This window comes from Pseudooceanicola spongiae, from assembly GCF_014899185.1.
Lineage (GTDB): Bacteria > Pseudomonadota > Alphaproteobacteria > Rhodobacterales > Rhodobacteraceae > Pseudooceanicola > Pseudooceanicola spongiae.
The window spans coordinates 1,441,359-1,459,010 of the sequence record NZ_CP045201.1; the positions used below are offsets into that span (position 1 = coordinate 1,441,359).

At 62.5% G+C, this 17,652-nt stretch carries 20 protein-coding genes and 1 tRNA gene; 12 read left to right on the plus strand and 9 right to left on the minus strand.

Features of this window, described 5'->3' with window-relative positions; all coding sequences use genetic code 11:
- Positions 1-76: 76 nt before the first annotated feature.
- The gene (locus F3W81_RS06875; RefSeq protein WP_193082878.1) at positions 77-388 is read right to left on the minus strand and encodes a hypothetical protein; all 312 of its coding nucleotides are present in this window, start codon (positions 386-388) and stop codon (positions 77-79) included.
- Between F3W81_RS06875 and F3W81_RS06880 the strand changes: the two genes are divergently transcribed.
- The 4 genes from F3W81_RS06880 to F3W81_RS06890 all read left to right on the plus strand — a co-directional run bounded on the left by F3W81_RS06880 (position 387) and on the right by F3W81_RS06890 (position 2,628).
- Positions 387-815 carry a helix-turn-helix domain-containing protein gene (locus tag F3W81_RS06880; protein WP_193082879.1) on the plus strand — a complete coding sequence of 143 codons (429 nt, stop codon included), beginning with the start codon at positions 387-389 and terminating at the stop codon, positions 813-815. The two genes, F3W81_RS06875 and F3W81_RS06880, sit on opposite strands and share 2 nt — an antisense overlap.
- 243 nt (positions 816-1,058) lie before the next feature.
- The gene (locus F3W81_RS06885; protein ID WP_193082880.1) at positions 1,059-1,391 is read left to right on the plus strand and encodes a hypothetical protein; all 333 of its coding nucleotides are present in this window, start codon (positions 1,059-1,061) and stop codon (positions 1,389-1,391) included.
- 125 nt (positions 1,392-1,516) lie between these two features.
- Positions 1,517-1,723 carry a hypothetical protein gene (locus tag F3W81_RS21155; RefSeq protein WP_407692476.1) on the plus strand — a complete coding sequence of 69 codons (207 nt, stop codon included), beginning with the start codon at positions 1,517-1,519 and terminating at the stop codon, positions 1,721-1,723.
- A 107-nt stretch (positions 1,724-1,830) separates the two neighbouring features.
- Positions 1,831-2,628: a tyrosine-type recombinase/integrase gene (locus tag F3W81_RS06890; RefSeq protein ID WP_226941961.1), complete on the plus strand. Its 798-nt coding sequence runs from the start codon at positions 1,831-1,833 to the stop codon at positions 2,626-2,628.
- 74 nt (positions 2,629-2,702) lie between these two features.
- Here F3W81_RS06890 and F3W81_RS06895 read toward each other — a convergent pair.
- The 4 genes from F3W81_RS06895 to F3W81_RS06910 all read right to left on the minus strand — a co-directional run bounded on the left by F3W81_RS06895 (position 2,703) and on the right by F3W81_RS06910 (position 7,191).
- A tRNA-Val gene (locus F3W81_RS06895) sits at positions 2,703-2,777 on the minus strand.
- Positions 2,778-2,795: 18 nt separating this feature from the next.
- Positions 2,796-3,251 carry an HU family DNA-binding protein gene (locus F3W81_RS06900; protein ID WP_226941901.1) on the minus strand — a complete coding sequence of 152 codons (456 nt, stop codon included), beginning with the start codon at positions 3,249-3,251 and terminating at the stop codon, positions 2,796-2,798.
- A gap of 198 nt (positions 3,252-3,449) precedes the next feature.
- Entirely contained in the window at positions 3,450-5,861 is a 2,412-nt protein-coding gene (gene lon, locus F3W81_RS06905) for an endopeptidase La (RefSeq protein WP_193082882.1), read from the minus strand.
- Positions 5,862-6,126: 265 nt separating this feature from the next.
- The gene (locus F3W81_RS06910) at positions 6,127-7,191 is read right to left on the minus strand and encodes an NAD-dependent epimerase/dehydratase family protein (protein ID WP_193082883.1); all 1,065 of its coding nucleotides are present in this window, start codon (positions 7,189-7,191) and stop codon (positions 6,127-6,129) included.
- Between the two features lie 190 nt (positions 7,192-7,381).
- Here F3W81_RS06910 and tgt point away from each other — a divergent pair, with 190 nt between their 5' ends.
- The 7 genes from tgt (at position 7,382) to tpiA (ending at position 12,143) form a co-directional block, all read left to right on the plus strand.
- The gene (gene tgt, locus F3W81_RS06915; protein WP_193082884.1) at positions 7,382-8,512 is read left to right on the plus strand and encodes a tRNA guanosine(34) transglycosylase Tgt; all 1,131 of its coding nucleotides are present in this window, start codon (positions 7,382-7,384) and stop codon (positions 8,510-8,512) included.
- A 110-nt stretch (positions 8,513-8,622) separates the two neighbouring features.
- Positions 8,623-8,985: an SUF system Fe-S cluster assembly protein gene (locus F3W81_RS06920; RefSeq protein WP_193082885.1), complete on the plus strand. Its 363-nt coding sequence runs from the start codon at positions 8,623-8,625 to the stop codon at positions 8,983-8,985.
- 142 nt (positions 8,986-9,127) lie between these two features.
- Positions 9,128-9,751, plus strand: a complete 624-nt coding sequence (locus F3W81_RS06925; protein WP_193082886.1) for a MarR family transcriptional regulator — start codon at positions 9,128-9,130, stop codon at positions 9,749-9,751.
- Positions 9,748-10,485 (plus strand): DUF3307 domain-containing protein, encoded by a 738-nt coding sequence (locus F3W81_RS06930; RefSeq protein WP_193082887.1) that lies wholly within the window; start codon positions 9,748-9,750, stop codon positions 10,483-10,485. Before F3W81_RS06925 ends, F3W81_RS06930 begins: the two co-directional genes overlap by 4 nt.
- A 24-nt stretch (positions 10,486-10,509) precedes the next feature.
- The gene (locus tag F3W81_RS06935; RefSeq protein WP_193082888.1) at positions 10,510-10,860 is read left to right on the plus strand and encodes a HesB/IscA family protein; all 351 of its coding nucleotides are present in this window, start codon (positions 10,510-10,512) and stop codon (positions 10,858-10,860) included.
- A gap of 23 nt (positions 10,861-10,883) precedes the next feature.
- The gene (locus F3W81_RS06940; protein ID WP_193082889.1) at positions 10,884-11,258 is read left to right on the plus strand and encodes a TfoX/Sxy family protein; all 375 of its coding nucleotides are present in this window, start codon (positions 10,884-10,886) and stop codon (positions 11,256-11,258) included.
- Between the two features lie 135 nt (positions 11,259-11,393).
- Positions 11,394-12,143, plus strand: coding sequence for a triose-phosphate isomerase (gene tpiA, locus F3W81_RS06945; RefSeq protein WP_193082890.1), 750 nt, complete (start codon positions 11,394-11,396; stop codon positions 12,141-12,143).
- 217 nt (positions 12,144-12,360) lie between these two features.
- Here the strand turns inward: tpiA and F3W81_RS06950 are convergent, their stop codons facing one another.
- The 3 genes from F3W81_RS06950 to F3W81_RS06960 all read right to left on the minus strand — a co-directional run bounded on the left by F3W81_RS06950 (position 12,361) and on the right by F3W81_RS06960 (position 15,522).
- On the minus strand, positions 12,361-13,755 hold the full coding sequence (locus F3W81_RS06950) for a TRAP transporter large permease (RefSeq protein ID WP_193082891.1): 1,395 nt from the start codon (positions 13,753-13,755) through the stop codon (positions 12,361-12,363).
- A 3-nt stretch (positions 13,756-13,758) separates the two neighbouring features.
- On the minus strand, positions 13,759-14,427 hold the full coding sequence (locus F3W81_RS06955) for a TRAP transporter small permease (protein WP_193082892.1): 669 nt from the start codon (positions 14,425-14,427) through the stop codon (positions 13,759-13,761).
- Positions 14,428-14,520: 93 nt separating this feature from the next.
- Entirely contained in the window at positions 14,521-15,522 is a 1,002-nt protein-coding gene (locus F3W81_RS06960) for a DctP family TRAP transporter solute-binding subunit (protein ID WP_193082893.1), read from the minus strand.
- A gap of 363 nt (positions 15,523-15,885) precedes the next feature.
- Between F3W81_RS06960 and F3W81_RS06965 the strand changes: the two genes are divergently transcribed.
- Entirely contained in the window at positions 15,886-16,410 is a 525-nt protein-coding gene (locus tag F3W81_RS06965; protein ID WP_193082894.1) for a hypothetical protein, read from the plus strand.
- 3 nt (positions 16,411-16,413) lie between these two features.
- Here the strand turns inward: F3W81_RS06965 and F3W81_RS06970 are convergent, their stop codons facing one another.
- Positions 16,414-17,646, minus strand: a complete 1,233-nt coding sequence (locus tag F3W81_RS06970; RefSeq protein WP_193082895.1) for a sigma-54-dependent transcriptional regulator — start codon at positions 17,644-17,646, stop codon at positions 16,414-16,416.
- Positions 17,647-17,652 lie beyond the last annotated feature (6 nt).

A 17,652-nucleotide genomic window follows, 5' to 3' on the forward strand; every position in this document is an offset into this window, starting at 1 on the left:
AAACTGAAGCCAAGGCGAGGCGGATGCGGTTGAGAGTTTGGAACAACGACAAAAACACCGGAGCGATACATTGAAATCATGCAGCGTCACTCGCGGTTTCGTCGTCGCCCGGCGCACTGACCATCAAGCCAGGGTTTGCCAATTCGCCGAAGTTGTCTTCGTCATTCGCTCTATCGGCTGGGAAAAAATGTTCAGGCAGAAGCGGAATGTCCCGTTCGCGCGCGTTGCTCATCAAAATTTGCTGGCACTCGGATGGGATCAGACCGCCTGTGCCCCCCTTTTCTCTCGGGTAGGTCCAACGGCGAACACGAGTCTCATCACGGCGTGTGATTTCAGAGACTGCCCTGAAGCCGCCGCAGATCTGAATGATGGTTTGTGCAGGTTCCATGCAGCATAACATTGCGATAATCGCAACATCAGTCAATATCGAAAGTTGCGATTATCGCCGCTTACTTAATGATGCGAATTCCGCAATATTCAAACATATGGAAGAGATTGACGGAGCTTGGATCCGGAAGCGTTTGACTGGCACTCGCGGAGAGCAAGCAAGGCTCGCCGAGCACCTTGGCATATCGACCGACAAGCTATCAAAAACCCTGCGGGGCAATCGTAACGTTCAGGCAGAAGAGGTCCCGCTCCTGCTCGACTTCTTCAATGAGCGAATCGTCTCAGACACTAGCGGAGAATCTCTTCTTCTTCAGCAGATCGCTCGACTGAATACAGCTGGACAAGAAGTTCTGCGAAGGCAATTGGATGCTCTTCTGGCGACCCCAGAACTCGTTCAGCACGGCAAAAACACCGAGACAAAAGACTGACATCCTCCGAAGGAAGGCTTCCCAGGAGAGCGCGAAGCGAGTCTTTTATCATGTTTGCCCTCCAGATCGTTCTCTATCCGTTCACAATAAAATGCCCTAGTGGGTTAGGTCAAGGTATCCAACCCGAGAATTGACGACCGATCTCGACGCATTTCGACTCGGAGGTTTAAACTAAAAGTTGCGATTTACGCAATATACAGCTTGACCTAATATTGCGTTTTTCGCAATATTAGCGCCATCGACTTGATGGAGATCAACATGCCAAGACAAAATACCCCCGACTGCCACACCCATATTACTGCGCCCGAAACCTTCGCGCGCATCCCCGCCGTTCTGCAATTCAACTGGGCACAGGCAAAGCAAATGCAGGGGCATCCAATCTCTGCCGATCGCATGGCCCTGTTGCAGCCTCATCACCTGATGAGCGGCCCTGCCGCTCGTGGATTGGCGACGCAAGCGACTGTCGCACAGCAGATCGAACCCTATCACCAGCGCACGCAAGCCAAGCTCACAGCCATCATCGCCCGCCATAAAGCAAATGATCTGGCAGCTCGCCGCCCAACCCCCACGAAGTGAAAACCTGTCATGCCGATAGCTACGAGAGCCCATTCAGGAGGGCCTGTAAGATGAACCCTGCCCGCCCCTTCACGCCAGACGCGCTTGCCGATCGCTGGCAATGCAGCTCAGAAACCATCCGTCAAATGTGCCATCGCGGCGAATTGTCGTTCTTCAGAACCGGACGCATGATCAGAATCACAGCAAAGGCAGTGGAGGAACACGAATGCCAGAAATCAGTATCGGACGATTGCGCGGTGGACTCTGCGTCTACTGGACAGGATCGGACGGCAAGCGGATCCGTCGCCGTCTTGCGGCATGCACCCGAAAGGAAGCGGAGGCAGAGGCCCTAGAGGTCTATCGCACGGCAAACTACGCGCTGCGCCCCAAGGATCCAGCGGTCGCCGAAATATGGCAGCTCTATCAGGACGATCTGGGCGACAAACCGACGGCCAAAACCATGGGCTACACCGGCAAAGCCGTGCTGCCGCACTTCGGCCACCTCCGGCCCGAAGACATCACGAAGGCGGTTTGCCTGGCGTATTCCGCCAAGCGGCGCGAGGCAGGCAAATCACAGGGATCAGTGCACACGGAGCTTGGGCACCTTAAATCCGCGCTTCTGTTCGCGGAGCATACGCGCATGATTGATCGCGCCCCGAAGATATGGCGTCCGGAGAAGCCTCAGACCGACAAGCGGATCCTGAACGCGGGTGAAGCGAGATCGCTGATCGATGCCGCAATTGAACCGCACATCCGGCTTGCTCTGATCCTGCTGCTTGGCACAGGTGCGCGAGTAGGTGCTGTTCTCGATCTGACATGGGATCGCGTGAACTTCGAGCGGGGTGCGATCAACCTGCGCCTGGACGACGGCGCCACGCGTAAAGGCCGCGCCGTGGTTCCGATGAATGGCGGGACTAGAGCGGCCCTCGCAACGGCACACGACGCGGCGCTGTCAGACTACGTGATCGAATATGCAGGTGGCCCGGTCGGCTCGATCAGGAAGGGTGTGGCTGGCGCTGTCAGCCGGTCAGGGATCGGGCACGTCCGCATCCACGATCTGCGCCATACGGCCGCCGTGACCATGCTGTCGAACGGCATCCCGCTCGAGAAGGTATCTCAGGTGCTCGGACATTCGAACACCGCCGTGACGTTTTCGACCTATGGCCGCTACCTTCCGGAGCACATGCAGGACGCGGTCAACGTGCTGGACTTCATGAATCTGAGAGAGAGGAAAATCCAGAACGGCCCGGCCAAATAAGTTCAACGGACTGCGGGACACTTCGCAAAGCTATGCTCAGCAACATGTAAATGTAGAATTTTCAGTAGGTTAAATGGTGGGTGATAAGGGATTTGAACCCCTGACATCTTCGATGTGAACGAAGCGCTCTACCACTGAGCTAATCACCCGTGCGCCGGTGTTTAGCGTCACTCTGCCGGGTCTGCAAGCGTCTCTTTGCCAGAATCTTCACCCGTGCTTTCCACCGCGCCGCGCGCCGCATCGCTCTGGCGGATCCGCGTGTTCATCACCTTGCCGTTGGCCACGGATTTCGTGTTGGTGACCTTCACCTTGCCAAGCGGCTGCAAGTTCAGCTCCCGCCCCTCGGCAATGGCGTCGCCCAAAACCACCAGCAGCGCCTCGATCACCGGCTTGGCGAACTTCTTCTTCACACCAGAGCGCTGCACGACCTGCGCGATCAGATCTTTCTTGTTCAGTTCCGGAGACTCGCTGGGCGTCGCCGCATCGGGGGCGTCGACTGCCTCAGCCGGCAAGACCGCGTCTGTCGCCTCAGGGGCCGCGAGCCTGGCCTTTGACGCTCTCGGCTGTGACACCTTGCGAATGGCTTTGGGCTTGGCCTCGCCCGCCTTGCTCTTGGTTACCACTGTGCTCTCCCTCGCCGCTGGGTCCTGCTGAAACACCTTAGTGGAAAGGCTAGCAGCGGCCTCTGCGTTAATCCAGCATCCTCGCGGATTGCGCCAATTTATCCGCAGCGGCGCCGTATCGAGCGCCCTGCCCTGCATGAAAAAGGGCCACACTCCCTTGCGGAAACGTGGCCCCATTTGCGTCTACGTCAGCGCAGATCAGTGCGCGGTGGTCGACTGACCCGGTTCGGGCATGCGGTTGGCACGGGCGGCAGCCGCCGCTTCCTCCGCTTCCTCGTCCCACTCGATCGGCTCAGGCTGACGCACCAGCGCCTGCTTGAGAACCTCACGCACGTGGGTCACCGGAATGATCGTCAGGCCCTGCTTCACGTTGTCGGGGATATCCGCCAGGTCTTTCTCATTCTCTTCGGGAATGAAGACCGTCTTGATCCCACCGCGCAGCGCGGCCAGCAGTTTTTCCTTCAGCCCGCCGATCGGCATCGCATTGCCGCGCAGAGACACCTCGCCAGTCATGGCAATATCCTTGCGGATCGGGATCTGCGTTAGCACCGACACGATCGAGGTCACCATCGCCAGACCGGCCGACGGCCCGTCCTTCGGTGTCGCCCCGTCCGGCACGTGGACGTGGATGTCCATCCGGTCAAAGCGCGGTGGCTTCACCCCGATTTCCGGCGCGATCGAGCGCACGAAGCTGGAGGCCGCGTCGATGGATTCCTTCATCACATCGCCGAGTTTCCCCGTCGTCTTCATGCGGCCCTTGCCAGGCAGGCGCAGCGCTTCGATCTGCAGCAGATCGCCGCCAACGCTCGTCCAGGCCAGCCCCGTGACAACACCGATCTGGTCTTCCTTCTCGGCCAGACCATAGCGGTACTTCTTCACGCCGAGGTAGTCGTCGATGTTGTCCTCGGTCACGACAACCGTCTTGACGTCGCCCTTGACGATCTGCGTCACGGCTTTGCGTGCCAGTTTGGCGATCTCACGCTCAAGGCTGCGCACCCCAGCTTCGCGGGTGTAGCGCTGGATGATCTCGCTCAGCGCGCCATCCGTCACCTCGAACTCACCCTTGCGCAGGCCGTTGTTCTTGACCTGCTTGTCGACCAGGTGATGCCGCGCGATCTCGCGCTTCTCATCCTCGGTGTAGCCCGCCAGCGGAATGATCTCCATCCGGTCGAGCAGCGGCCCCGGCATGTTATAGCTGTTGGCCGTCGTCAGGAACATCACGTTCGACAGGTCGTATTCCACCTCAAGGTAGTGGTCCACGAAGGTGCCGTTCTGTTCTGGATCGAGCACCTCAAGCATCGCACTTGCCGGATCGCCACGGAAGTCCTGCCCCATCTTGTCGATTTCATCGAGCAGGATCAGCGGGTTGGTGGTTTTCGCCTTCTTCAGCGCCTGAATGATCTTGCCGGGCATGGAGCCGATATAGGTCCGACGGTGACCGCGGATCTCGGACTCGTCACGCACGCCACCCAGAGAGATCCGGATGAACTCGCGCCCCGTTGCTTTCGCCACGGATTTCCCCAGCGAGGTTTTACCCACGCCCGGAGGACCGACGAGGCACATGATCGGCCCCTTCAGCTTTTTCGAGCGTTGCTGCACCGCGAGGTATTCGACGATCCGCTCCTTGACCTTGTCGAGGCCATAGTGATCGGTGTCGAGCACGGCCTGCGCATCGGCAAGGTTCTTCTTGACGCGGCTCTTCACGCCCCACGGGATCGACAGCATCCAGTCGAGGTAGTTGCGCACGACAGTCGCCTCGGCGCTCATCGGGCTCATCGACTTCAGCTTCTTGATCTCGGCGTCGGCCTTTTCACGGGCTTCCTTGCTCAGCTTGGTTTCAGCAATGCGTTGTTCCAGCTCGGCAATCTCGCCCTCGCCTTCCTCGCCATCGCCGAGTTCCTTCTGAATCGCCTTCATCTGCTCATTCAGATAATATTCGCGCTGCGTGCGCTCCATCTGAGATTTGACGCGGGTCTTGATCTTCTTCTCGACCTGCAGCACGGACATTTCGCCCTGCATCAGGCCATAGACCTTCTCAAGCCGCTCGCTCACCGGCAGCGTCTCAAGCAGGTCCTGCTTCTGGGTCACGTCGATGCCGAGGTGGCCTGCGACCAGATCCGCCAGACGCGACGGTTCTGCGCTTTGCGCAACGGCAGACAGCGCTTCCTCGGGGATGTTTTTCTTGACCTTGGCGTAGCGTTCGAATTCCTGGCCCACGGTGCGCAGCAGCGCTTCGGTGATCGTCAGATCGCCGGGGGTTTCGTCCAGGTAAACGGCCTTGGCCTCGAAAAACGCGTCGTTTTCAAGGTATTCTTCGATGCGCACGCGCGCGGCGCCCTCGACCAGCACCTTCACGGTGCCATCGGGCAGCTTCAGCAGTTGCAACACATTCGCCAGCACGCCGGCGGTGTGAATGCCCTTGGGCTCAGGATCATCCTCGGCCGGGTCGATCTGACTGGCCAGCAGGATCTGCTTGTTGTCCGCCATGACCTCTTCCAGTGCGCGGACGGATTTCTCACGGCCTACGAACAGGGGCACAATCATGTGCGGGAACACCACGATATCGCGCAGCGGCAGTACCGGGTAGGATGGGTTCAGAGGCTCTTGCATGCTCTATCCTTAGTATTGGGCAGAAGGTCAGGCCCCGCTTGGCGGCAGCACAGCCTTCTCCGTTTCACAGTCTTTAAGTGGGAGCACGACTCCCGCAGTTCAACTGCATTTGCATCAGTGTGCCCGCCGATCCCCGGACGGGCAAGCACGATATATAGCGGTTTGAGGGGAAATCCCCCTGTATATCTTCCTTTTTTAACGTCGATGTGACAGGCCATCGCGGCCATCGGCCCGTTCTCCTTCACGAAAACGTGGGTGCGGGCGCTCATGATCCGCGCCCCAACTGGCCAGTGTCGATCAGCTGCTGCAGCATCGCGGTCACCGCAGGCTGCAAAGGCCGATAGCTCATCCCGAGCGCCTTGCAGGACTTGCTGTTGTCCACCTGCCAAGGATAGCCCATGGAGCGCGCGACCATATGCCGGGTGATGGTTTTGCTGACCATGGGGCCAATCAGCCAGACCACCCATTTTGGCATTTCCCGCGCGGTGATGGGCAGCGTCCCACCCGCATGCTCCTGCAGCATTTCCGCAAGCTGCAGCATCGTCAGGCTCTCGGCGCTGATGATATGGCGCCCCTCGGCATCGGGCAAAAAAGCGGCACGCAGATGCGCCTCGGCGACGTCGCGCACATCGACCATGCCGATCTCCATCGGCGGGACACCGGATTTGAACGCACCCGAGCCCATCTGCCGCAGGATCGAGAAACTGTCCGAGGTTTGCCGCTCAGCCGTTCCCGGCCCGACGACGAGGCTGGGGTTGATCACCACCAGCCGCCAGCGCGCCTGCCGGCTGTTGATCTCCCAGGCGGCGCGCTCGGCGGCGGTCTTGGAATAGGCATAGGGCTGATGCTCCAGCGACGAGGTGCTGTTCCAGATCGCCTCGTCCGCCACCCGCCCATCCAGATCCGCCGCATCGCCAATGATCGCCGCACAGGAACTGGTCAGCACAACGCGATGCACCGAGGCCGTCGCCGTCGCCGTGTCCAGCACATTGCGCGTGCCCTTCACCGCCGGGTCGACCAGATCGCGCTGCGCATCCTCCACGTCGCTGGTAAAGGGCGAGGCCGTGTGGATCACCACCCGACAGCCTGCCATCGCCGCCGCGTAAGACCCCTCCTCCAGCAAATCCGCGCGAAACAGCACCAGCTGCCCCGGCGTGCCTTCGGCCATACTGAGCAGATGCGCCACCTTCGCGGAATTGTCCGGGTCCCGCACCGCCGCGTGCACCGTGACGCCGTGCTCCAGCAGCCCCTGCACGATCCAGCCGGCGACATAGCCGGTCGCGCCTGTCACCAGAACCGGCGCAGAAGTCTCAAAAGGGATATCGCTCATGCTCTGCCTCACCTTCCGTGCGCCCCTGAGTGACCAGAGCCGGGGGGCAGCACCTTGAGCTGAAAGGTAATCGGGCGCGGACATCCGTCAACGACGCCGCCCCTCACCTCTGCGTGCGCAAGGCCGCCATTTGCGCGCGCCCCGCAAAGCATCTGGCTTTCACTCCGCAAAGCGTCTAAATCGCGCGACCATGAGCACACCTTTTTCCTTCTCTCTCGCCGCGACGGACGGCCGCGCCCGCACCGGCGTCATCGACACGCCCCGTGGCCAGATCCGCACGCCGGCGTTCATGCCCGTGGGCACTGCCGCGACCGTCAAGGCGATGCTGCCCGAAAGCGTTGCCGCCACCGGCGCCGACATCCTGCTGGGCAATACCTATCACCTGATGCTGCGCCCCACCGCCGAACGCATCGACCGCCTTGGCGGGCTGCACAAGTTCATGAACTGGGACAAGCCGATCCTGACTGACTCGGGCGGCTTTCAGGTGATGTCGCTGGCCAGCCTGCGCAAGCTGACCGAAGAGGGCGTCACCTTCGCCTCCCATGTCGATGGCTCCAAACATATGCTCTCGCCCGAGCGCAGCATGGAAATCCAGAAGCTGCTCGGCTCCGACATCGTGATGTGCTTTGACGAATGCCCCGCCCTTCCGGCCGAGGACAGCGTCGTCGCCGCCTCGATGCGGATGTCTATGCGGTGGGCGCAACGGAGCCGCGATGCTTTCGGCGACCGCCCCGGCCACGCTCTGTTCGGCATCCAGCAGGGCGGCGTCAATCAGGACCTGCGCGGCGAATCCGCCGAGGCACTGACGAAGATCGGCTTCGATGGCTACGCCGTCGGCGGTCTGGCGGTGGGTGAGGGTCAGGAGGCGATGTTCGGCGTGCTCGACTACGCCCCCGACATGCTGCCACAAGACAAGCCCCGCTACCTGATGGGTGTCGGCAAGCCCGACGACATCGTCGGCGCCGTCGCGCGCGGTATCGACATGATGGATTGCGTGCTGCCCTCGCGCTCTGGCCGCACCGGACAGGTCTTTACCCGTCACGGTGTCGTGAACATCAAGAACGCGCGCCACGCTGATGACCCCCGCCCGCTCGACGAAGACTGCAGCTGCCCGGCCTGCCGCAATTACTCGCGCGCCTATCTGCATCACGTCTTCCGCTCGCAGGAGATGATCTCGGGGATGCTGCTGACCTGGCACAACCTGCATTACTATCAGGAGCTTATGCAGGGCATGCGCGACGCGATCGCAGCGCAGCGCTTTGACGACTTCGTCACCGTGTTCCACGGCCTGCGCGCCGAGGGCGATATCGAGCGGCTCTGACCGCGCGCGCAATGGAGCGGTGCGCGCGAATTTCGCACCGTCTTCACGGTGCGTCTGGACCTTGCCTTCGAGTTTTCCTATATATTTGGTCAGGAAAAGGATAACACGCCATGACCGATAGCCCAGAACCCCTTGAAGGCGCGCCGCTTATTGCGCCTTCCACCACCGATCACCCGCTTTACGACAAGGTGACCGAGGCCTGTCGCACGGTGTATGACCCGGAAATTCCCGTCAATATCTACGACCTCGGCCTGATCTACACGGTCGATATCTCGGAAGAGAACGACGTGAAGATCATGATGACGCTGACCGCCCCGGGTTGCCCCGTGGCCGGCGACATGCCCGGCTGGGTCGCCGAAGCGGTCGAGCCTCTGGACGGCGTCAAAACCGTCGATGTCCAGCTCACATGGGAGCCGCCATGGGGCATGGACATGATGAGCGACGAAGCCCGCCTTGAGCTTGGCTTCATGTAAAGCGCAAAGGCTTGCATCCCCCCGATGCAAGCCTTTTTCCTTTTCTCGACCCTCGCCCTGCGCCCCTCGACAAGCATTTTCACTTGCTTTCCCCCGAAGAAAGCGTTTTCACTTTACAAAACTGCTGATCCCCGGGGGCCTGATGCCTGAAACCCTTGTCACCGTCCTCGCAGGCGATCTCGTCGCCTCGACAGATCTGACCGAAGAGGGCCTCGCCCTCGCCCTCGACGCCCTGCGCGCCGCGGCCACCCGGATCGAAGACTGGCACCACCAGCCCGTCCACTTCACCCGCAACCGCGGCGACGGCTGGCAGATCTGCCTGCCCGGCGACGCCCCCGGCATCCGCGAAGCCCTCGCCCTGCGCGCCGCTCTGCGCCAGCACGGCAAGGCCTACGAGACCCGCATCGCCATCGCCACCGGCCCCGCCACCCTGCCCGAAGACGGCGACCTGAACCGCGCCAGCGGCCCCGCCTTCACCCACGCAGGCCATCTGCTTGATCTCATGGAGGGACCTCATTTCCTTCATTGGAGCGGCGGCGCGTTGAACAGCATCGCGCGGCTGGCCGACCACATCAGCCATGGCTGGACCCCAGCCCAAGCCCGCGCCATCCTGCCCATGCTGACGCCGTCCTTTCCGCCATTGCAGTCCGACATCGCCAGCTCCCTGAAGATAACCCGTCAGGCCGTTGGTCAGGCGCTTGCAGCCGCAGGCTACGACGCCCTCCATGCAGCACTCACCGACCTGGAAAGGGCAGAGCAGCCATGATCGCCACCTTCACCGCCCTGCTCCTCGCCCACGCCCTGGCCGATTTCGTCCTGCAAAGCAAAGCCATGGCGACAGCCAAGGCGCGCCGCGCCCCCGGCCCCCTTGCGCTGCACATCCTCATCGTCGCCGCCACCGCGACCCTCGCCACCGGCCCCACCACGGCCGCACACGCCCTGCCCCTGCTGGCGCTGGCCGCCGCCCACCTGATCATCGACCTGATAAAAAGCACCCTGCCGCAAGACCGCCTCGCCCCCTTCCTGCTCGATCAATCCGCCCATCTCGCCACCCTTGCCGCCACCGCCGCGCTCTGGCCCGACCTCTTCGCCACCGGCCTCTGGGCCCCCACCACACACTGGCTGCCCGCCCTCATGGCCCTCGCCGCAGGCCTCATCCTCGCGACCCGCGCAGGCGGCTTTGCCGTCGGCCTGCTGATGGCCCGCTGGGGCGACACGGCCCTGCCCAAGGGCCTGACCGACGGCGGCTTCCTGATCGGCCTGCTGGAGCGTGGCCTGATCTTCCTCTTCGTGCTGACGGATGAACCCCAGGCCATCGGCTTCCTCATCGCCGCCAAGTCGGTGCTGCGCTTTGACACCGCGAAAACCGACCACCGCACCGGCGAATATGTCATCATCGGCACGCTCGCTTCCTTCGCCTGGGCGCTGCTGGCGGCTTATGCAACGCTGGCCCTCTTCTCTGCACTGCCGCACCTTGGCATTTCGCTTCCGAAGTCTTAAGTTTGCAGTCAAAGGAGACCCCGCATGTTCAGCATCCCTGGCAAGCAAGCCGTGACGATCACAGATCGCGCCGCGGCACAGATCATCAAGCTGATGACCCGCGAGGGCCATCAGGGCCTGCGTATCGGCGTCAAGAAGGGCGGCTGCGCGGGCATGGAATATACCATGGACTACGTTGATTCCGTCGACCCGATGGACGAGGTCGTCGAACAGGAAGGCGCCCGCGTCATGATCGCCCCGATGGCGCAGATGTTCCTCTTCGGCACCGAAATCGATTATGAGACCGCGCTGCTCGAATCCGGCTTCCGCTTCAACAACCCCAATGTGACCGAAGCCTGTGGCTGCGGCGAATCCATCAAGTTCGCCAATATGTAAGTGCACTGAGGAGATCCGGACCCATGGCCGTCGATCCGGATTTCCTTGACCACGTCCGCGACCTCTTCTCGGGCCTCGCGCCGCTGCGCATGGGGCGAATGTTCTCCGGCGTCGCGGTCTACACCGAAGACGACGTGATGTTCGCGATGATCGCCGCCTCTGGTACGATCTACATGAAGACCGACGCCACCAGCCAGCCCGCCTACCTCGCCGCCGGCGCCACCCCATTCACCTACACCAAAGCGGCCAGCACGCAGCAGATCACCTCGCTGATGAGCCTGCCCGACACCGCCCTCGATGACCCCGAGGAGGCGCTGAGTTGGGCCCGCCTCTCCCTACCCGCCGCCCGCGCCGCCGCCCTTGAGAAACGCCGCACCAAGGCGCGCCGCCGGAAATAGCGCCAAACCGCCCCTCCACAGTCCCGTCCCGAAAACACAAGCGAAAAGAGCGTCATGTGTGCGCTACCAATCGCTTGACCTGCGCGCGGGGCCAGTAAAAATGCCCCCAGAGGATTTTCATCGAAAGGGTGCGGAATGCGCAGAAAAATGGCAGCGGGCAACTGGAAGATGAACGGGCTCAAATCCTCTCTGGCCGAGCTTGAAAAGCTTGCCCGGGCCCATCCGACGGCCAGCTGCGACCTGCTGATCTGCCCTCCGGCCACCCTGCTCTGCGCCGCCGCCACCACCTGCGGCAACAGCGCCATCCGCATCGGCGGCCAGACCTGCCACGAGGCGACCTCGGGCGCACACACCGGCGACATCTCGGCCCAGATGCTGCGCGACGCCGGGGCCACTGCGGTGATCCTCGGCCACTCCGAACGCCGCCAGGACCATGATGAGCGCTCCGAGGATGTCCGCCTCCTCGCCCAGTCCGCCCAATCCGCCGGGCTGCAAACGGTGATCTGCGTCGGCGAAAGCCTGTTTCAGCGCGACGCCACCAATACCCTCGACATCATCGGCGCCCAGCTCTCGCTCTCGATCCCCGACAGCTCCACTGGCGAAAACCTCGTCGTCGCTTACGAGCCGGTCTGGGCCATCGGTTCCGGCCTGACCCCGACCACCGACCAGATCGGCGAAGTCCACGACTTCATGCGCGCGCGCCTGGAACAGCGCTTCGGCTACGGCGTCGGCAAATCGGTGCGCCTGCTCTACGGCGGCTCGGTCAAACCCGCCAACGCCGCCGAGATCTTCGCCATCTCCAACGTCGACGGCGCCCTTGTCGGCGGCGCCAGCCTCAAGGCCGATGACTTCGCCCCCATCATCGCCGCCCTAGAAGAAGCCTGACACCCCCAGGGCGCCCTCCAGCTTAGGCACGCCCCACCCCTTTCGGTCCGCGCCGCCCCTTTCGGCACGCCCCGCCCGTTTCCCTGTTTAAAATATCCCCGCCGGAGGCATCGCCCCACAGGGCGATCTGCCATAAGAAACGGCGCCCTCCCCCTCGGGAAGGCGCCGCCGCACCCCTTCAGACCAAACGCATCCGTCGAAGATTATCTCGTCACGATCACTTCGTCACGATTTCTGGCCCCATCACCGCATTCGGCAAGACGGTCGAGATCCACGGCACATAGGTGATCAGGATCAGGAAGACGAAGAGCACCGCCAGGAACGGCAGCGCCGCCTTGACCACCCGCATCATCGACATCCCCGCCACACCCGAGGTGACGAACAGGTTCAGCCCCACCGGCGGCGTGATCATCCCGATTTCCATGTTCACCACCATGATGATGCCGAGGTGGATCGGATCGATCCCCAGCTCGATGGCGATGGGAAACACCAGCGGCGCGACGATCACCAGCAGCCCCGAGGGCTCCATGAACTGACCGCCGATCAGCAGGATCACGTTGACCACAATCAGGAACATCACCGGCCCAAAGCCTGCCGACAGCATCGCATTGGCGACCTGTTGCGGCACCTGCTCATCGGTCAGCACATGCTTGAGGATCAGCGCATTGGCGATGACGAACATCAGCGTGATGGTGAGCCGGCCCGCCTCGAACAGCGTCTTCTGCGTGTCCTTGTGGAACCATGCCGTCACCAGAGCCAGCGGCTTTTGCATCAGCGACAGGTTGCGTCCCGTGCCTTCCGTCTTCAGCGGCCCCATGTCGCGATAGATGAACACCGCCGCGATGAAGGCATAGATCGAGGCGACAGCCGCCGCTTCAGTCGGCGTGAAGATCGCGCCGGTCACACCGGGAATGCCATAGATCCCGACCATGATGATGACGATCAGCATCAGACCCCAGAAAGCATCGCGGAAACTGTGCCAGATCTCGCCCCAGCCCAGCCATTCGCCCTTCGGCATGCCCTTGATCCGCGCCATGACGTAGATCGTGATCATCAGCATGACACCGGCCAGAATGCCCGGGATGACGCCCGCCAGGAACATCCGCCCGACCGAGACATCGACCGCCGTGGCATAGACCACCATGACGATGGAGGGCGGGATCAGAATGCCCAGCGTCCCGGCGTTACAGATCACACCCGCCGCGAAATCCTTGGTATAGCCCGCCTGCGTCATCGCCCCGATCACGATCGACCCGATGGCGACGACCGTGGCAGGCGACGACCCCGACAGAGCGGCAAAGATCATGCAGGCAAAGACACCGGCAATCGCCAGCCCGCCACGCATGTGACCAACGCAGGCGATGGAAAACCGGATGATCCGCTTGGCCACGCCCCCCGTCGACATGAACGACGAGGCCAGAATGAAGAACGGGATCGCCAGCAGCGTGTAATGCCCGACAAAGGCCTGCATCAGCGTTTGCGCGACCGAGGCGAGCGAGGTGTCACTGTACCACAGCAGGAACATGACCGAGGACATGCCCAGCGACACCGCGATCGGCACCCCGATCAGCATGAAGCCGATGACCAGCCCGAAAAGAATTGCGACGGCCATGACTTATGCCTCCTTGCTGCGGCTGTGAACGTCCGCGATTTCGTCTTCGACCTCGTGGCTGGCGACCACCCGGTCAATCTTGCCCACCCAGACCTTCACGGCCGCCTGACAAAAGCGCAGCAGCAGCAACGCCATCGACAGCGGCAGCACGGCATAGGGGATGAAGCGCGGCAGTTTCTCGTAATCGTCGCCGTCATTGAAGACGTCGCGCACGAAACCCAGCCACTCGGGGAAGGGAATGTCGTTGACCTCGTACCAGCCCTGCGAGCGGAAGGTGTCCTCGAACCCCGTGGGGATCCAGCGGCCCGTGGTCTGCGGCAGGTTGGCGAAGTTGGCCCAGTAATCCCAGGCGCCTTTCAGCAGCAGGCAGGTGAAGGCGATGCACACCGCAACCGAGATCAGCGCGAAGATCCGGCGCGTCGGGGCGGGCAGCAGCTCGATCACCGCGTCGACGCCGAGGTGCGCGTTCTTCTTCACCGCGTAGGAGGCGCCCAGCAGCACCATCCAGCCGAACAGGAACACCGTCCCCTCCAGCGCCCACAGGATGTTGGAATTGAAAACATAACGGGCAATGACATTGGCAAATGTGATCAGCGTCATGACGCCCAGAATGACCGCGATGAGGGTCTCCTCGATCCGGTCGATGACTGACCCCTCGGGCGCAACTTGCATACCCGTCCCCTTCCCTGGTGTTGTCGGATTGAATTGTGGCAGTAGAAAAGGGCGCGAAGATCCTCCGCGCCCTGTCCCCGCTCGGCGCTGTGCTTACAGGCCTGCGTTGATCGCCTGTGCGGCGTCGATGTTGTCCTGGCCGACGTCGTCGGTGAACTTTTCCCAGACCGGTTTCATCACCGTCACCCAGGCTTCGCGCTGCTCGGGCGTCAGCTCACGGATCACGCCACCGGCGTCCAGAACGCCCTGACGGGCTTCCATGTCGACCTCGTTGATCGCGGCGTTCCGCTCGGCGGTGACCTCGCTCAGGATGGTCAGGAACTGCTCACGCACTTCGGGCTTCAGGCTGTCCAGCCAGTCGACCGAGGCCACGACGAGGTAATCCAGCACACCGTGGTTGGTCTCGGTGGTGCCGTCCTGCACCTCATAGTATTTCTGGCCCAGAACGTTCGACCAGGTGTTTTCCTGACCGTCGACAACGCCCTGCTGCAGCGCGCCGTAGACCTCGGAGAACGCCATTTTCTGCGGGCTTGCGCCAAGCGCTTCCATCTGCGCGACCAGCACGTCAGAGGGCTGCACGCGGAACTTCAGACCCTTGGCATCTTCGGGCATGATCAGCGGCTTGTTGGCCGAGAACTGCTTGAGGCCATTGTGCCAGAACGCCAGCCCGGCCAGACCGCGTTTCTCCATCGAGGACATCATCTTCTGCCCGGCGTCCGAGGATTGGAACGCGTCGACCGCTTCCATGTTCTTGAACATGAACGGCAGGTCATAGATGCGGAACTGCTTGGTAAAGGTCTCGAATTTCGACAGCGACGGGGCGGCCAGCTGGACGTCGCCCTGCAGCATCGCCTCAAGCACCTTGTCGTCATCATAGAGCGTCGAGTTCGGGAAGACCTCCATGCAGGCGACGCCGTTCATCTCTTCGTTGACGCGCTTTTCCAGCAGCGAGGCGGCGATGCCCTTGGGGTGTTTGTCGGTATTGGTGACATGGGCGAACTTGATGACGATCTCGCCGTCGTCACAGGCAGCGAAGGCGGTCTGCGCGGTGACGGCCAGGGCCAGTGCGGTGGCGGCTGTGGTCAGGAATTTCATTTCGGTCTCCTCCCGGGAAATATGTCGAAGGCAGGGGCTCCCCTGTCTGCTCTCGAAAATCCGCCCGAGGGGCCTCTCGCTCAAGCAAAACTGACAAAGTTGTGAAAATAGATGAAAAGGCATGGCGAAACAGTGTGTTAACCATGACCTATGCGCAAAATTCATAGCGGCTATGCAGCGTTCGTGCGAAATTCCGCACACCGTCAGATCAAAATGTGCGGAAATCCGCACAAGCCCGCGCGGAATCAAATGTGGCCCCTGCACCGCGCTCCGTCGCAAACCGCCCTCCGAACCCGCATGCCCTGCTTCCCTGCGCAAAAGTTAACGCTATGATTGCAGGATTGAACTGGTTTGGGGGACACCGTGCCGAAATATGTCAAAACCGCGTCGCTGCTGCTGCTGATCGCCGTCGCAGGCTGCACCCCGCAAACCCCGTATGAGCGGTATAAATCCGGCACGCCCCTGCGCAGTTTCCCCTACAAGACCGGGGCCAACGCCGCGTCCAGCAACCGCGCCATCACCGACTGTGAGGTCACAGCCGCGCAGCGCGTGCCCCAGCAGCTGGTGATCCAGACCACGCCGACCTACGTCACGCCGACGCAGACCCAGTGCAACCGCTATGGCACCCAGACCTTCTGCAACACCACCGGCGGTCAGGTGATGGGCGGCGAGACCTACTCCCGCGATGCCAATGCCGGCCTGCGCTCGCGCGTTTACGGTCAGTGCATGGCCGACAAGGGCTATACCTTCGTCGACATCCCTGCCTGCCCGCAAGGCACGCCGCTGATGGGGTCTTTCGCCGAAGCCAAGCTGAGGCCGCTGTCGCGCAACACCTGTTATCTGGTGACGCCGAACGGCACGATGGCCGTCGGCAACCTCGGCACTTAAACCTTAGCGAAAGTCGTCTGGCTTCAGCGCGTATTTCGCCAGCTTGTCATAGAGCGTCTTTCTCGGCAGTTTCAGCGCGTCCGCCACCACGGCGGCGCGCCCCTCATGCCGTCGCAGCGCCGCCGCCAGCAGGCTTTTCTCGATCTGCGCCATCTGTTCGACCAGCCCCAGATCGCTGGCCCCCTCCTCGCCGCCGGTCTCGCCCGCGCCGAGGATGAAGCGCATTGCCTCGCTCATCAGCGCCCGCGCATTGCCCGGCCAGTCGCGCGCCATCAGCCCCGCAATCACCTCGGGCGTGATCTCGGGTGCGGCAAGGCCCGCCTGCTCGGCCGCCTGCGCGACATACTGGCGAAACATCACCGGAATATCCTCCGGGCGTTCCTTCAGTGCCGGGGAGTGCACCCGCATCACATCCAGCCGATAGAACAGATCCGGGCTGAACTGACCCGCCGCCACCGCCGTCTCAAGCTCGGCCGTGGTGCCCGCGATCAGCCGCGTGCCACTGTTGCTCTCCAGCCGCTCGGACAGGGCAAACTGCGCCTCGACGCTCAGCTGGCCGACCTCGTTGAGGTAGAGCGAGCCGCCCGCCGCCTCCTGAAACGCGCCCTCCAGCGCCGACAGGTCCATACCCGCCGCCGCCCGCTTCACAAACGGGCGCTGCGCCGTGCGGGATGACAGATGGATCACCTCCGCCACCTTGGAAATCCCCGCCCCCGGCGCGCCGGTGACCAGCACGTCAGCCCCCGTCGCCGCCACCTGCCGGATGCGCCGCCGCAACGCCTGCGACAGCTCCGAGCGGCCAAAGATCATCCGCGCCGCCGGATCGCCGGTTTCCAGCTGCGCCTTCAGACGGCGGTTCTCCAGCACCAGCGCGCGGGTGCGCAGGGCGCGCTCCACCACCGGCAGCAACTCGGCCGAGGCGCAGGGCTTTTCCAGAAACCCAAAGGCCCCCCGGTTCATTGCCGCCACCGCCATGGGGATATCGCCCTCGCCGGTCAGCAGGATCACCGGCAGCTCGCCGTCGATCTTCAGCGCATGATCCAGCAGGAAGAAACCGTCGCGCCCCGGCATCCGGATATCGGACAGCACGACGCCGTCGAAATCGGCGGCAATATGATCCTTCGCCTCGATGAACGAGGCCGCAACCCGCGGCTCAAGGTCCGCCAGTTCCAGCGTCTGGGCCAGCGCCTCGCGCACCGCCGCATCGTCATCCACCACCAGTACCGTCCGAGTCATGCCGCC

Coding starts and splice junctions, on each gene's coding strand:
- F3W81_RS06890 (WP_226941961.1), top strand. CDS start 1,831: ATGGGCTACACCGGCAAAGCCGTGCTGCCGCACTTCGGCCACCTCCGG.
- F3W81_RS21155 (WP_407692476.1), top strand. CDS start 1,517: ATGTGCCATCGCGGCGAATTGTCGTTCTTCAGAACCGGACGCATGATC.
- F3W81_RS06970 (WP_193082895.1), bottom strand. CDS start 17,646: ATGACTCGGACGGTACTGGTGGTGGATGACGATGCGGCGGTGCGCGAG.
- F3W81_RS06935 (WP_193082888.1), top strand. CDS start 10,510: ATGTTCAGCATCCCTGGCAAGCAAGCCGTGACGATCACAGATCGCGCC.
- F3W81_RS06955 (WP_193082892.1), bottom strand. CDS start 14,427: ATGCAAGTTGCGCCCGAGGGGTCAGTCATCGACCGGATCGAGGAGACC.
- F3W81_RS06940 (WP_193082889.1), top strand. CDS start 10,884: ATGGCCGTCGATCCGGATTTCCTTGACCACGTCCGCGACCTCTTCTCG.
- F3W81_RS06930 (WP_193082887.1), top strand. CDS start 9,748: ATGATCGCCACCTTCACCGCCCTGCTCCTCGCCCACGCCCTGGCCGAT.
- F3W81_RS06910 (WP_193082883.1), bottom strand. CDS start 7,191: ATGAGCGATATCCCTTTTGAGACTTCTGCGCCGGTTCTGGTGACAGGC.
- tpiA (WP_193082890.1), top strand. CDS start 11,394: ATGCGCAGAAAAATGGCAGCGGGCAACTGGAAGATGAACGGGCTCAAA.
- F3W81_RS06880 (WP_193082879.1), top strand. CDS start 387: ATGCAGCATAACATTGCGATAATCGCAACATCAGTCAATATCGAAAGT.
- F3W81_RS06960 (WP_193082893.1), bottom strand. CDS start 15,522: ATGAAATTCCTGACCACAGCCGCCACCGCACTGGCCCTGGCCGTCACC.
- F3W81_RS06925 (WP_193082886.1), top strand. CDS start 9,128: ATGCCTGAAACCCTTGTCACCGTCCTCGCAGGCGATCTCGTCGCCTCG.
- F3W81_RS06875 (WP_193082878.1), bottom strand. CDS start 388: ATGGAACCTGCACAAACCATCATTCAGATCTGCGGCGGCTTCAGGGCA.
- lon (WP_193082882.1), bottom strand. CDS start 5,861: ATGCAAGAGCCTCTGAACCCATCCTACCCGGTACTGCCGCTGCGCGAT.
- F3W81_RS06950 (WP_193082891.1), bottom strand. CDS start 13,755: ATGGCCGTCGCAATTCTTTTCGGGCTGGTCATCGGCTTCATGCTGATC.
- F3W81_RS06920 (WP_193082885.1), top strand. CDS start 8,623: ATGACCGATAGCCCAGAACCCCTTGAAGGCGCGCCGCTTATTGCGCCT.
- tgt (WP_193082884.1), top strand. CDS start 7,382: ATGAGCACACCTTTTTCCTTCTCTCTCGCCGCGACGGACGGCCGCGCC.